Below are 13,375 nucleotides of genomic sequence, written 5' to 3' on the forward strand. Positions count from 1 at the left end.
CTACGGAGGAGGAACTGCGCATCACGCCTAAATCCGTTTGGGGACGGGAGCAAGCTGGTTAACATCCGGGAGTGCCTAGACCTGCCCAATTGATCCGTAGCCCTCAACTATCCGATGTCGCCGAATACGCCTATGCCAGCACCGTCGATGCATCAGCCCGTCTCGTTTTCGCAGCAGGCGCCTGCCCTCTGGATGCGGACGGCAATACCGTCGCGGTCGGGGATTATGCCGAGCAGGCACGGCAGGTGATGCGCAACCTGGAGGTCGCGCTGCGCGATGCTGGCGCCGAGCTGTCCGATGTGGTCAAGAGCACCGTCTACGTGGCTTCCAGCAGGCAAGCAGATTTGGTGAGTGCCTGGGAGGTCGTGCGGGAGGCGTTCGGCGATCACGATCCGCCGAGCACTCTGCTCGGTGTCACCGTGCTCGGTTACGACGATCAACTCGTCGAGGTAGAAGCGGTCGCGGCCGTGCGTTGACCGGGTAAGGCGAGGTAGTCGGTAGGGACGAGCCGGTCGGCGTGGACCGATTTCGAATTGGGTCTCATCCGGCGTCGGTTGGCTTGTCCCGTCAGGGCTTTCGGGCCCAGCGAGGCAGCCGCCATCGTCGGGTGCCGCGACGGTTCTCGGTTTCCGACGGGACGGTCGATTCGCGGACATGTTCGTGGCCGAGATCTTCGGGGTCGGCGCCTGCGGGTCTGGCCCTTTCATCGCCGGTGCGTGCAGGCCCGAGCGGTCCGTGCGCGGCAGGTTCGTGGCCCGATCGTTCGCGTTCGACCCGCTCGGTCCGCTCGTTCCGTGCGTGGTCTGTGCCGTCCAGCGCTGCCCCATGGGCTTTCGGAGCGGTATCGGTCGGCACCCGGCCGTTGGTGGCGGTCGCACCCGCCTCCTCGGGACCGGTGACACCGGTTCTCCCGTCACCGGCAAGGTTCCCGCCCTCGTCGGTAGGCAGGTTCCCGACCGCAGCGCTGAGGCGGTCCGCCGCCGCTCCGAGGATCAGCCGTCCTCCCGTCCGGTCGTTGTCGATCGGGATCGCGGGATGCGGCGCCTCTTCGGCGTCTCGGCGGTCGCCGGGCAGCACATCGGCGACCAGGCAGGTGATGTTGTCCGGTCCGCCTGCGCGATTGGCCAGGTCGATCAGTCGATGCACCGCATCAGCTGGTTCTGCCTGCGTGGCCAGAACAACGGACAGGGTCTCGTCGGCGAGCACATCGGTGAGCCCGTCGGAGCAGACCAGCAATCGGTCGCCCGGTGCGATTCGGTGGAAGAAGAGGTCCGCCTCGGGCACCGGTCCGCCGCTTTGCAGGGCTCGTACGACCATCGATCGGCGCGGGTGCTCGGCGGCCTGTGCAGGTGTCAGGTGTCCTTGGTCAACCAACGATTGAACGAAGGTGTGGTCTCGCGTGATCTGGCGTAGCACTCCTGCGGAAAGCAGGTAGGCGCGAGAGTCACCGATATGGCCGACACCGAGGCGGTCTCCGTCGAACACCAGCGCGGTGAGTGTCGTCCCCATTCCCGTCAGTTCCGGCCGGCGTAGCCCGATCTCGCATAGGCGCGTGAACACATCCGCGATGCAGGCGCCGAGCGACTCCACGGGATCAGGGCGCACCGGGTGCGCGTGGTTCATCCCAGACCGGGCCGGTTCGGCAGGCACAGAATCGAGCCGTCCTGCTTCCGGGTGCGCCAGTTCCGGCCGCACCGAACCGGACCGCGCCAACAGAGGTCGCGCCGGATCAGGCACCAACTCAGGCCGCGCCAACGGTGGCCATGCCGCCTCGGGCCGGGCCACCTCGGGCCGCTCTACATCGACGCGCTCTGCGTCGGGCCGCACTGCATCGGGCCGTCCCGGATCGAGCCGGGTGGAACCGCGCCGCTCCCACTCCTGGGGTGCCCCGTACGAGGAGGCCAGTCGGGTGTCCAGCTCGGCAAGCGCTCGCACCGCTTCGGTACAGGCGACTTCGCCGTGGACGTGTCCGCCCATCCCGTCGGCGACGGCGAGCAGGCGCGGACTGGCGAAGGCGGAGTCCTCGTTGGCGGTTCTGGCCTGTCCGGGGTGCGAATCACCGGCGTAGACGAGTCGGGCCGTCGCAACGTAATCCATGAACCCATTAAATCCCGTGTTGACGCAATTCACAATTAACAGCGCTGTGGAGTCTTCGCCGCCAGCGGGAACTAGGCTGGTCGTCGTGAACCCAGATGCCACGGTGAGCACCGGCGACATCGCGAGGCTCGTCGGGATGGGTCGGGCGGCGGTCAGCAATTGGCGCCGCAGGCACGACGACTTCCCGCCTCCGGTCGGCGGCACCGCGTCGAGTCCGCTGTTCTCGCTGTTGGCCGTGGAGAACTGGCTCACCAAGCACGGCAAGCCGGCAGTGGTATCACTCGGCGATCGGGTGTGGCAGCGCCTTCGGGCCGGGGCCGATGACCTCAGGCTCGGTGAGACGGTGGCTGCGGCAGGCGTCCTGCTGTTGCAGCTGCGCGACGGCGACGATGAGAACGTCGACAGACTGCCCAGTAGACCCACGCCCATCGAGGATCCCGAGGCCCATCGGTTGATCGGCCGATTGGCAGCCGAGGACGGCCACCTGGATGCGTTCGAGTTCCTGTGCGAGCGCTATCAGCAGGCCCATTCCCGCAGGTTGGTCACCACTCCCGCCGACGTCGCCCAGCTGTTGGCGCGGGTGGTCGCCCCCGATGACGGCACCGTGCTGGATCCCGCCTGTGGGCTGGGGAATCTGCTCTGCGCGATCCCGGCAAGTCGCGTGCTCGGTCAGGAGATCGACGCATCCTCGGCGGTCATCGCGGCGGTCCGATTGCTACTTCGCGGGGTCGACGCCAGGCTGATCGCCGAGGATTCCCTGCTCCGGGACGGGTTCGAGCACACGCAGGCCGATGCGGTGGTCTGTGATCCGCCGTTCAACGAGCGCACCTGGGGATACGACGAGCTGACCGGCGATCCGCGCTGGGAGTACGGACTTCCGCCACGCGGCGAATCGGAACTCGCCTGGGTGCAACATTGTTTGGCCCGGGTCCGACCGGGTGGAGTGGTCGCGATCCTCATGCCGCCCGCCTCGGCCAGCCGTAAGCCGGGACGCCGGATCCGCAGCAATCTCCTGCGGGCAGGCGCGCTGCGCGCCGTGGTGAGTCTCGGCATCGGCGGCAACGACCTATGGCTGCTGCGTCGTCCCGAGCCGAACGACCGCACTCCGCAACACATCCTGCTTGCGGAGGCCGAGGGCGATCTGGCGGGCGCCGAGGCCGCGTTGGCTCGGATCACGGAAGCCGCCACCCCCGACCCCGACCAAGGCCTCAGCCCCGGCCCCGGCTCCGGTCCTGCCGCCGGCCCCGGCTCTGCCCCCGGCCCCGGCCCCGGCCCCGGCCCCGACACCGTTCCCGGCCCCTCGTCCGATCACGCCACCGACGGTGTCATGGTGGCGGTCATCGACCTGCTCGACGATGAGGTCGACCTCAGCCCCGCCCGGCATCGCACCCGGCCCGCAGGCGAGGTCGGCGCCGAGTTCCAGGCCGCCCTCGAGGGTTTTCGGAATCTCTCGGCCACCCCGCCGGAGTTGGCCGTGCTGACCGAGCCACGGGCGTTCGCGATCACCACGGTCGGCGAACTGGTGAAGGCCGGGCTGATCAGTGTGTTGACCGCACCCCCTCGCATGGCGGTGGACAGCGGCGAGCTTCCGATGTTGACCGGCGAGGATCTCGCTGCAGGTGCAACGCCGTCCGGCCGGGTCACGGCCGAACCAGAGCTGGTGTCGTTGGTCCCCGGTGACGTGGTGGCCACCGCCACCGGCCTGGCCAGGGTCATCACCGAACAGGGCGCGGTGCTCGGACCCCACCTCACCCTGTACCGGGTCGACGCCGATCGAATGGACCCGGATTTCCTCGCCGGTTTCCTGCGTGGCGGTCAACGGCATCCTGTCTCGGGATCCAGTCGCATCGATGCCCGCCGGACCCGACTGCCCAGGTTGCCCCTGGCCGAACAGCAGCGTTATGGGCAGGCTTTCCGGGCCTTGATCGAACTGGAGGATGCGTTGCGTCGGACGTCCGAGCTGGGTGCAACGCTGGTGCGGTCGGGTTTCGACGGTCTCACCGACGGTCAGCTGGCACCGGACTAGCCTCATGGCGTTCGACAGCGAGAAGGGCGCTTCGCCCACCGGGGGCCGGTCGTTTTGTGGGAGGGCGCGTGCTCGTCGCAGACCGATATGAGTTGGCGGAGTTGCCGCTGGGCCGAGGTGGCATGGGCGCGGTCTACCAGGCCCACGATCGGCATCTGGACCGACGGGTCGCGGTGAAGTTCCTCAATCTGCCCGGTGGACCGGATGAGGAACTGGAGCAGCGGTTCATTCGGGAGGCCCGGATCCTGGCGCGATTGCAGCACGCGGGTGCGCCGATCCTCTTCGACTTCGGGGTGTTCGACCAGCGACTGTTCCAGGTCATGCAGTTCATCGACGGCGTGACGATCGCGGACCTGGTCGGCGAGTACGGTCCGCTCCCGGTGCCGTGGGCCGCCGCGATCGGCGCCCAAGCGTGCGCGGTGCTCGCGGCGGCGCACACGCTGTCCATCTGTCACCGCGACCTCAAACCGACGAACCTGATGCTCTGTCCCGATGGCAGCGTGATGGTCCTCGACTTCGGGCTCGCGCTGTTGCGGGATTCCGACGTCGCCCAGTTCACCAGGGCAGGGCAGATTCTCGGTACCCCCGCGTACATGTCGCCGGAGCAGATCCAGCGCGGGGTGGCGGGCCCACGCAGCGATCTCTACGCCCTCGGTTGTGTGCTGCACGAGATGCTGACCGGCAGGCAGTTGTTCACCGGCCCCACCGCCTACGCGGTGTTCGAGAAGCAGGTGAAGGAACAGCCGCAGCCGGTGCCGGGGATGCCGTCGGAACTCAACCGGCTGCTGCTCGCCCTGTTGGAGAAGCAGCCTGCGGACCGCCCTGCGGACGCGACCGTGCTGTTCGAGCAGTTGGCGCCGTTCGCGGCGGCTCCCCCGCTGTTGCCGGGCTTCCTGCGGCCTGCCTCGGAGCCCAGTCCAGGCCGGATGTATGCCCGGATTCTCGGCGAGGTGCTCGCCGACTCCTGATTCCCGAGTCGGCTGCGGGAATCGCCGAGCTCGGGCCGGGAGGGTGGGTTCAGTCCGTCGCCGCCGCCGTCTTGCGTAGGCGGGCGGCGCCGTCGGCGGTGATCGGCTCACCGTGACCGACCAGGATCACGTCCGCATCGAAGCCTGCGAGGGTGTGGAGTGAGCGGATGGCCTGGGCGCGATCGACGTTGAACACTCCGAGGGTGGTCACGTCGTCGACGTTGGCCACCGTGTCGCCGGTGAACAGCACTCGGTGCACGGGCAGGTGAATCGCGATGCTGCCCTCGGTGTGGCCGGGGACGGCGATCACCGCGGCTCCGCCCGCGAAGTCCAGCAGGTCGCCGTCGACCAGTTCGCGGTCGACCCGAACCGGCGGTGCGGCTGGCACCCCGGGGACGATCCGCTCGTAGAGCGCGCGTTCGGACTCCGGCAGCACCGGCGCCGGTCCCTGTTGATCGCCTCGGATCACGGGCGTGTCGGCGGCCGATGCGAACACTGTCACCCCGTCATGCCAGTCGGCGATCTCGGCGGCGGATCCGACATGGTCCGGATGCCAGTGCGTCAGGATGATCCGGCTGAGCTGCCCCGGATCCCGGCCGATGTGCCGGATGGCTGCGTCGATCTCGGCACCGGAGCCTCGATGGCCGGTATCGATCAGGGTCAGCGCGTCCGGATCGCTCCACAGGTAGGCCTGCCCGTGGTCGAAGGAGATCCGGTGCAGGCTCGGCAATACCTCGGTGATCTGCATGGTTCGACGCTAACGACCTGCGGGGATCTCGTCGCGACTGTTCGCAGCCAGCGCAACCGAGGCCTTTCGCGAGCACGGCGAGCGCCGGGTTCGGCTGCGGCGTCCGGGAAACCACCACGATCGAGATCGCGGGCGCCCACCGCGGGTCGGGATTGACGGTATTCGATGGGAGAATCGCAGGTACAAGGATCGAGAGGTCACCCAGCGATGGCATCGAGGTTCGCACGTGGACACGTTCCTACACCGGCGGCAGATCCAGATCGGTGACGATCTGGTCGCCGTGGCAATCATGGGCGGAGACATCGACACTCGGTTCAGCGTGCTGCTGAACGGGCGCGAGTTGGCGAAGAGCAAGACAGCTCGGCTGATCACCGAGTTCGACGCCCAGTTATCCGACAAGAGTGCTGTCAACGTGTCGATCGAGCAGAGTTGGACCCGTTCCAACCGCGTGGTGGTTCACCATGAGAATCGTCTGATCGAGGAGTTCGCGCTCGTCACCGACTAACCGGCCGCCCGGGCCGGCCCGCCGCCACACCCGGTCGCCGGCCCGGCCCGACCGATTCTCGAGAACCGCCGACCATGAGCGCCGACATCGCCTCCGATCCCCATCGACGGGGGACAACGCGAAACGGCTGGCTCCGGTGTTCTCCACCGAAGCCAGCCGAATGCCCAGCCGAATACAGCCCCCCGGCTTCGGCTACCCGCTGAGTGCGGTCGTCGGCGGGGTCCGCGCCGCTCGCACCGCCGGGTACAGACCGGCCAGGCCGCCGAGCACCACCGTCGCCCCGACTCCTGCCGCGAGCACCTCGATCGGGACGACCATCGGCCAGTCCTGCGAGACGGCGAATCCCGTGGTCACGCCGACGCCGATGGCTACTCCGGCCAGGCCACCCAGCGCCGAGAGGACCAGCGCCTCGGTCAGGAACTGGACTCGGACGTGTCCCCTGGTCGCGCCGAGCGCGCGCCGCAGGCCGATCTCGCGCCGTCGCTCCAGCACCGAGATGATCATGGTGTTCGCCACGCCGATGCCACCGACCAGCAGAGCAACCGAACCGAGGCCCAACAGCAGTCCGGTGAAGGCGTCATCGGCGGCCTGCCGGGCGGCAAGCGCATCCGAGGGCCTGCTCACCGCGACATCCTCGGGGGTCTCGGGGTTGACCGTCGACGGGAGTAGCTCCCGAACCGAGGCCACCGCGTCATCCGAGGACCGCTCGTAGATCGTCGTCGGATGCTCGTCGAAACCGTATTCCTCAACGGCGATCTCCGGCCCGATCAAGGCCGTGGTGTCGAGTTCCGGGGCCAGTGGCACCGGTTGCAGGATGCCGATCACGGTGAAATAGCGCCCGCCCAGCCACACCTGCCTGCCCTCGGCGATGATGCCCAGTCGTTCGGCCGCCTTCGATCCGAGCACCACGGCCGGGAACTCACCGACCGAGGGGTTCAGCCAGCTCCCGGTGGCCAGTTCCGCGCCGGTGACCTTCAACAGATCGGGGTGCGCGGCGTTGATGTCGATGCCGCCGGACTCGTTCTCGTCCACCAGATGGCTGCGGTAGACCTTGAGGTTCTCCAACAGTCCGACCGAACCGACCTGTTCGACCCCGTCGATGCGGCCGACCATGTCGGCGGACTCGATGGGCAGCACCGCCTGCGCGTTGAAGCCCTTGACGTTCGGCGTGACCGTCAGCAGGTTCGTTCCCAGGGCCTCCAGCTGCGCGTCCAAGCGGGCCTGGCTCGATGTGGAGATGCCGACCACGGCGACCATTGCCGCGATACCGATGGCGATACCGAGCGCGGAGAGGATCGCCCGTGCGGGCCGGGCCCGCAATCCGGTGGTGCCGAGGCGGACCACGTCCGCACCGCGCACGCGCGATCGGCCCCACGGCGCCTTCACGAACCCGCTCCGACCATCGCGGCCGAGTCGGCCATCAGCGTGCCGTCGCGCAGGGTGATCCGACGCGGCAGCATCTCGGCCAGCTCGACGTCGTGGGTGATCACGACGACCGTGGTCCCACTCGCATTGAGGTCGCGCAGCAGCCGGACCACCTCGGCGCCCGAGGTGGAGTCCAGGTTGCCGGTGGGCTCGTCGGCCAACAGCAGGGGCGGTTCGCCCACGACGGCCCTGGCGACGGCGACCCGCTGACGCTCCCCGCCGGAGAGTTGGTTGGGCAGGTGATCGAACCGGTGGTCGAGTCCCACTCGACGCAAGGCCTCGATCGCGCGCTTTCGCCGTTGCCTGCGGGGAACCCCCGTGTAGAGCAGTCCGTCGGCGACGTTGTCGACGGCGGTCACGCCCTCGGCGAGGTGGAACTGTTGGAAGACGAAACCGATCCGGTAGGCCCGCACGGCCGACAGATCGGAATCCGACAGTTCGGCGACGTCCTGACCATCGATGATCACCGTGCCCCGACTCGGCCGGTCGAGGGTACCGATCAGGTTGAGCATGGTCGATTTACCGGAACCGCTGGGCCCGACGATGGCGGTGAGTTCCCCCCGATCGATGCGCAGCGACACGTCCTTGAGCGCCTGGACCGGGGGGTGCCCGTGATCACGGCAGACCCCGCGTAGTTCGATGATGGGATTCACAGCGAGGGCACCACGACTTCCTGACCTTCGGCCAGCCCTTCGCCGGAGATCTCGACCCGTCCATCGGTGAACAGCCCGGTCTCGATGGTGATCTCCTCGACCGCGCCATCCGCGCCGAGGATCTCCACCCCGAACTCGCCCTCGGGCAGGGCCAGAAGCGCGGAGACCGGAACCGAGAAGACGTCTTCGCGGGTCTCGCTGGCGAAGTCGACGCTCACGTCGGCCTGTTGAAGGCCGTCCGCGTCTGCGGCGTCGTCCAGCGTGACGGTCACCGGAATGCGCACCTTCGGACCCATGTCGCCCTCGGTCTCGACGGGCGCGCCCACCGAGGTGACCGTGCCCGCAGCTTGGGTACCGCCGGGCAGGCTGACGGTCACGGCCTTGTCCAGGACCCCGAGTGACTGATCCTTGAGGTCCAGCTCGGCCGAGACGATCTTGTCGATTCCGGTGACCCCCAGGACGTCGGCGCCAGGTCCGACCTGGTCGCCCACGGCGGCGCCGAGCGATCCGACCCGAACGTCTCCCGAGGTGAAGACGATCTCGCCCATCTCGATCTCGCCGGTCTTGTCCAGTCCGTGCTCGCCCTGCCAGTTCTGGATCGCGGTCGCAGTCGGCCAGCCGAAGGTGTCGTCCGGTTCGTCGGTGAAGAAACCCAGTGCTGCGAGCGATTCCTCCAGCTGGCGGACGTCGGGTCCGTCGTCCATTCCGTATTCGAAGGACCGCCACGCGGGCAGTTGACCGTGCATCAGGATGACCGGCCGGTTGTCGACCCGGAATGCCACCGAACCCAGCTTCAGTTCCTGGCCGGTTTCGGGCAGTTCCGTGATCGTGCCCGACATCGCCGAGGGGATACCGGACCCGCCGGAGTACTCCAGCGTGCCCAGTACCCGGGTGCTTCCGGTGAGGTCACCACGCACGATCGTCTCGGTGGTGATGTCCGCCTTCGGCATGCTGCTCTCGTCGGCTTGGGCAGCCTGTGATCGGTCGTAGGCGTACACCCCGGCCGCACCGCCGACGGCGAGGAGGGCCACTACGGCGCCGATGATCAGCGAACGCCGTCGCTTCTTGCGCGGTCGAGCGACATCATCCTGTTTCGCCGCTGGCCGGGCGTGCTCTGATCGGTTCACTTTCTCTTCCTGCACCGATGACGTGGTCTCCCGGGCGCCCCCGACGGCATCGACCGGGTCCTGCTGCACATCCGACTCCGACGACCGGTCGGCCCGTTCGTCACTGAGCTCCCTGCTCACGCCCGCCCGTCCCCTCAGGATCCGGCGCCGGTGGGCAGCCCCTGGACGTCGCATGCCTCGAAGACGTCCTCGGGGATCTCCAGGTCGATCGTGAGCATCTCGCCGGGCGCCGGGTCGGGCACGTCGACGCCGTTCTCTCGGAAACAGCTCGCGATGCGCAGGTTCTCCTCGTGGCGTTCCTCGGGATCGAGCCCGCCCTCGGCCATCGGGGGTTCGCCGAACTCCTCCCGGCAGGCCTCGTCCGCCTCGATGAAGGCGTCAGACGAGATGATGTCGGCGCTGGGGGCCTCCATCATCCCGCCCTCGGGCTCCGGCATGTCGATGCCCGCGTCCCGCATACAGCTACGGAAGTTGAGACCCCACTCCTCCAGTTCGTCATCGGTGCCCGCCTGCTCCGTGCCACCGCTGGCAGCATCGTTGCCCGCATCCGGCGCCGGGCTGCTCTCCTCTTCCCCGCCGCCGCAGGCCCCGGTCAGCAGCACTGCCAACGGCAGCACGAGCAAGGCGTTTCGCAACGACCGGCGTGCACTGATCTTCATCTTCGGCTCCTTCTCGCCCCAGCGATTCGAAAGGACCGACGACGCTCGTCGGCCCCGGCTGTGGGGCGGGATCAGTTCACCGAATGAAGGGTTACGAGATGATCTGCGAAATCGCTTATCTTCTGCATAGGCGCTGGATGGTGTACTCGACGCTCCCCGGCCGTTGGAATGTCTGCGGCGGATAAGACAGGAGTTTCGATGCGGGTGTTGGTCGTCGAGGACGAGGTGTATCTCGCGGATGCCATTGCCGCGGGGTTACGCCGCGAGGCGATGACCCCGGACATCGTGCACGACGGCGACAGCGCATTGGAGGCGCTCGCCGTCGACGAATACGACGTGGTGGTGCTCGACCGGGACATCCCCGGCACCCATGGCGACGATGTCTGCAGACAGATCGTCGCCTCCCCATGGAAGTGCCGAGTGCTCATGTTGACGGCGGCCCGCAGGCTCGAACAGAAGGTGACCGGTTTCGAGATCGGCGCCGACGACTACCTCGCCAAGCCGTTCGAATTTCCCGAGCTGGTGGTGCGCTTGCGCGCGCTGAACCGCCGGACGGGTCGGGACAGTCCCCCGCTGTTGGAGCTGGCCGGAGTGCGGCTGGATCCGTTTCGCCGGGAGGTCTACCGCGAGGGTCGGCTGGTGCGGCTCAGTCGCAAGGAGTTCGCGGTGTTGGAGATCCTGCTCTCGGCGGGCGGCGGCGTGGTCAGCGCCGAGGCCCTGTTGGAGAAGGCGTGGGATCGCAATGCCGATCCGTTCACCAATGCCATCCGGGTGACCATCTCGACGCTGCGTAAACGGCTCGGCCAGCCGTGGGTGATCCAGACCGTCCCGGGCGTCGGTTACCGAGTTCAGGATCCCGCGCGCCATGTTTGAGGCCACCGCGCCCATGACGCGACTCCCCACCGCTGCTGACGAGCAGGGCGGCTCAGATCAGGAGGGCGCGCAGCGGAGACAACCGCGCAGGCCCCGGTTCACCGTGCGGGTCCGGCTCACCATCACCTACACGGGTTTCCTGCTGTTGCTGGGCGTGGCGATGGTCATCGGTATCTACAGCTTCATGCGGTTCGTGCCGAACTATGCGATCGCCAGGGCCGACCACGCCTCGGAATCCGGAGATTGGGCGGAGATTTCCCCCGAGGGGTTTCCCCAGCGGGTGACCGAGCCGATCGAGGAGACGAGTGGACCGACCAGCCCGGCCGAGACGATGGACGCGGTCAACCTGACGATCTACGACCGCGATGACGTGCTGAACACCCTGTTGGCCGTCTCGATCGGGACGCTGTTGGTTCTGGGGATCGCGGGCGCCTGGGTGAGTTGGGTGGTCGCGGGCCGGGTCCTGCGACCGTTGCAGCAGATCAACGCCGCGGCACAGCGGGCAGGTGCGGGCAGTCTTGATCACCGAGTAGGTCTGCGCGGCCCCGACGACGAGTTCAAGGACCTCTCCGACACCTTCGATTCGATGTTGGAACGACTCGATCGATCGTTTCGGGCGCAGCAACGCTTCGCCGCCGATGCCTCGCACGAATTACGCACCCCACTGGCCACCAGTAAGGCGATGCTCGATGTCGCGGCGGGCGGCATCGACGACCACGACGTCCCCGGTCTCATCGCTCGATTGCAGTTCACCAACCGGCGCAGTATCGAGACGGTCGAGTCCCTGCTGGACCTCGCCGAGATCGGCGGCAACCCGCTCGCCACCGCGCAGGTCGACTTCGATGACGTGCTGCACAAGGCGCTCGCCGATGCCGGTGGCGAGGCGGCGGAGTCGGGCGTCACCGTGATCAGCCGGATTGAGAAGTCCTCGGCGGCAGGCGACGCGGTCCTCCTCCGCCAGCTCGCGGTGAACCTGCTGTACAACGCGGTGCGTCACAACAAGGCGAACGGCTCGATCACCGTCGAGAGCGGCCCGGCCGGAGGCGGCAGCGCGGGCGCATGGCTGCGGGTCTCCAATACCGGCGCGGTGATTGCGCCCGAGACCCTGACGATGCTCACCGAGCCGTTCTTCCGGGGTGCTGGGCGCTCCGCCGATCGTTCGGGCCGCCGAGGGCACGGGCTCGGCCTCGCGCTGATCACCGCCATCGTCGAGGCGCACCGGGGAAGCCTGGAGTTGACCGCCAATTCCGGCGGCGGGCTGACGGCGATGGTGCGGATTCCCGGCTATGGAACCGAGAAGGAACGTTCCTGACAACGCACCACCGCCGCGGGCATCCGCGCAGGCTCAGCCCCGCAACTCCATCGTGCAGCACTTCGGTCCGCCACCGGACTTGCGCAGTTCGCCGATGTCGACGAAGTGCGGTTCGAAACCCCGCTGGGCGACCTGTTCGGCCAGGCCGACGGCCTCGATGGGCAGCACCACGTTTCGGCCGTCGGAGACCGCGTTGAGCCCGAGGCAGGCCGCGTCGTGCTCGGTGGCGATGACCGCGTCCGGGAACAAGCGACGCAGCACCCGCAGGCTGCCCGGCGAGAACGCCTCCGGGTAGTAGGCGACCAGGGGTGCGACCGTGGCGCTGCCCTCGGAGAGCACGAACAGTGCGACGTCGAGGTGGTAGTACCTCGGGTCGATCAACCGCAGCGACACCACCGGCACGCCCAGGGTCTCCTGGGCCTCGCTGTGTGCGCCGGGGTCGGTGCGGAACCCGGTGCCAGCAAGCAGTAGCGACCCCGTCCAGGTGAAGTCGCCCTCCGCCTCGTTCGTGCAGCTGGGCATGACCACGTCGCGGAAGCCGTTGCGCACGAACCAACGTCGGTAGTGCTCGGCCTCGGCGGCCCGCTCGGGGGCGCGGAATCGCGCGCCGAGGACCCGGCCGTCCACCACGGTGCCCGAGTTCGCGGCGAACACCATGTCGGGCAGGCCCGGCTCTGCGTCGATCACCTCGACGGTGTGGCCGAGCCGCTCATAGGTTCGGCGTAGCGCGTCCCATTGCCGGATGGCCTCGGCGGTATCGACGGCCACCTCGGGGTTCATCCACGGGTTGATCGCATAGGAGACGGTGAAGTGCTCCGGCGGGCACATCAGGTAACGCCTCGGGGTGGCCAGTCTTGGTTCGACCACGGCGGGATGGTCCACGGCGACCGTGGCACCACCTCCCAGACCGGAGGGGCCGATTCCCTGCACATCCGCGACCGTCATGTATCGAAATGTAAGTGCTCGGAGACACCCGAACAAC

13 protein-coding genes are annotated in these 13,375 nt (G+C 68.0%); 6 read left to right on the forward strand and 7 right to left on the reverse strand.

What is annotated here, in order from left to right; genetic code table 11:
* The first annotated feature begins 71 nt into the window (after positions 1–71).
* Positions 72–476, forward strand: a complete 405-nt coding sequence (locus BKA25_RS24440; protein ID WP_069846329.1) for a RidA family protein — start codon at positions 72–74, stop codon at positions 474–476.
* 91 nt (positions 477–567) lie between these two features.
* Here BKA25_RS24440 and BKA25_RS28755 read toward each other — a convergent pair whose 3' ends face one another.
* Positions 568–2,097, reverse strand: coding sequence for a PP2C family protein-serine/threonine phosphatase (locus BKA25_RS28755; protein ID WP_069846328.1), 1,530 nt, complete (start codon positions 2,095–2,097; stop codon positions 568–570).
* An 85-nt stretch (positions 2,098–2,182) separates the two neighbouring features.
* Between BKA25_RS28755 and BKA25_RS28155 the strand changes: the two genes are divergently transcribed.
* Both BKA25_RS28155 and BKA25_RS24460 read left to right on the forward strand, forming a co-directional pair.
* Positions 2,183–4,123: an N-6 DNA methylase gene (locus BKA25_RS28155; protein ID WP_084642457.1), complete on the forward strand. Its 1,941-nt coding sequence runs from the start codon at positions 2,183–2,185 to the stop codon at positions 4,121–4,123.
* A gap of 68 nt (positions 4,124–4,191) precedes the next feature.
* Positions 4,192–5,091, forward strand: coding sequence for a serine/threonine-protein kinase (locus BKA25_RS24460; protein ID WP_069846324.1), 900 nt, complete (start codon positions 4,192–4,194; stop codon positions 5,089–5,091).
* 49 nt (positions 5,092–5,140) lie between these two features.
* Here BKA25_RS24460 and BKA25_RS24465 read toward each other — a convergent pair whose 3' ends face one another.
* Positions 5,141–5,839 (reverse strand): MBL fold metallo-hydrolase, encoded by a 699-nt coding sequence (locus BKA25_RS24465; RefSeq protein ID WP_069846323.1) that lies wholly within the window; start codon positions 5,837–5,839, stop codon positions 5,141–5,143.
* A gap of 226 nt (positions 5,840–6,065) precedes the next feature.
* Between BKA25_RS24465 and BKA25_RS24470 the strand changes: the two genes are divergently transcribed.
* Positions 6,066–6,344: a hypothetical protein gene (locus tag BKA25_RS24470; protein WP_069846321.1), complete on the forward strand. Its 279-nt coding sequence runs from the start codon at positions 6,066–6,068 to the stop codon at positions 6,342–6,344.
* A gap of 192 nt (positions 6,345–6,536) precedes the next feature.
* Here the strand turns inward: BKA25_RS24470 and BKA25_RS24475 are convergent, their stop codons facing one another.
* Genes BKA25_RS24475 through BKA25_RS24490 form a run of 4 tightly spaced genes read right to left on the reverse strand, consistent with a single transcriptional unit; the run spans position 6,537 to position 10,208 of the window.
* Positions 6,537–7,730, reverse strand: coding sequence for an ABC transporter permease (locus BKA25_RS24475; protein WP_069846319.1), 1,194 nt, complete (start codon positions 7,728–7,730; stop codon positions 6,537–6,539).
* Positions 7,727–8,422, reverse strand: coding sequence for an ABC transporter ATP-binding protein (locus BKA25_RS24480; protein WP_069846318.1), 696 nt, complete (start codon positions 8,420–8,422; stop codon positions 7,727–7,729). Before BKA25_RS24480 ends, BKA25_RS24475 begins: the two co-directional genes overlap by 4 nt.
* Positions 8,419–9,669, reverse strand: a complete 1,251-nt coding sequence (locus BKA25_RS28535; RefSeq protein WP_172803720.1) for a peptidoglycan-binding protein — start codon at positions 9,667–9,669, stop codon at positions 8,419–8,421. Before BKA25_RS28535 ends, BKA25_RS24480 begins: the two co-directional genes overlap by 4 nt.
* A gap of 14 nt (positions 9,670–9,683) precedes the next feature.
* Positions 9,684–10,208, reverse strand: a complete 525-nt coding sequence (locus tag BKA25_RS24490; protein ID WP_069846316.1) for a hypothetical protein — start codon at positions 10,206–10,208, stop codon at positions 9,684–9,686.
* A 198-nt stretch (positions 10,209–10,406) separates the two neighbouring features.
* On the opposite strand from BKA25_RS24490, the gene BKA25_RS24495 reads away from it, so the two are divergent.
* Both BKA25_RS24495 and BKA25_RS24500 read left to right on the forward strand, forming a co-directional pair.
* Positions 10,407–11,081 carry a response regulator transcription factor gene (locus tag BKA25_RS24495; protein WP_069846315.1) on the forward strand — a complete coding sequence of 225 codons (675 nt, stop codon included), beginning with the start codon at positions 10,407–10,409 and terminating at the stop codon, positions 11,079–11,081.
* Complete coding sequence (locus BKA25_RS24500) at positions 11,074–12,393, forward strand: sensor histidine kinase (protein ID WP_084642454.1); 1,320 nt, start codon at positions 11,074–11,076, stop codon at positions 12,391–12,393. Before BKA25_RS24495 ends, BKA25_RS24500 begins: the two co-directional genes overlap by 8 nt.
* A gap of 33 nt (positions 12,394–12,426) precedes the next feature.
* On the opposite strand, the gene ddaH is transcribed toward BKA25_RS24500, so the two are convergent.
* Positions 12,427–13,338, reverse strand: a complete 912-nt coding sequence (gene ddaH / locus BKA25_RS24505; protein ID WP_184285103.1) for a dimethylargininase — start codon at positions 13,336–13,338, stop codon at positions 12,427–12,429.
* Between the last annotated feature and the right edge of the window lie 37 nt (positions 13,339–13,375).

The organism is Actinoalloteichus hymeniacidonis (genome assembly GCF_014203365.1).
In the GTDB taxonomy this organism is placed as follows: Bacteria; Actinomycetota; Actinomycetes; order Mycobacteriales; family Pseudonocardiaceae; genus Actinoalloteichus_A; species Actinoalloteichus_A hymeniacidonis.

Excerpts from the sequence above, each read along its gene's own strand:
- BKA25_RS24500 (WP_084642454.1), top strand. The coding sequence starts at position 11,074 with ATGTTTGAGGCCACCGCGCCCATGACGCGACTCCCCACCGCTGCTGAC.
- BKA25_RS28755 (WP_069846328.1), bottom strand. The coding sequence starts at position 2,097 with ATGGATTACGTTGCGACGGCCCGACTCGTCTACGCCGGTGATTCGCAC.
- BKA25_RS24490 (WP_069846316.1), bottom strand. The coding sequence starts at position 10,208 with ATGAAGATCAGTGCACGCCGGTCGTTGCGAAACGCCTTGCTCGTGCTG.
- BKA25_RS24465 (WP_069846323.1), bottom strand. The coding sequence starts at position 5,839 with ATGCAGATCACCGAGGTATTGCCGAGCCTGCACCGGATCTCCTTCGAC.
- BKA25_RS24495 (WP_069846315.1), top strand. The coding sequence starts at position 10,407 with ATGCGGGTGTTGGTCGTCGAGGACGAGGTGTATCTCGCGGATGCCATT.
- ddaH (WP_184285103.1), bottom strand. The coding sequence starts at position 13,338 with ATGACGGTCGCGGATGTGCAGGGAATCGGCCCCTCCGGTCTGGGAGGT.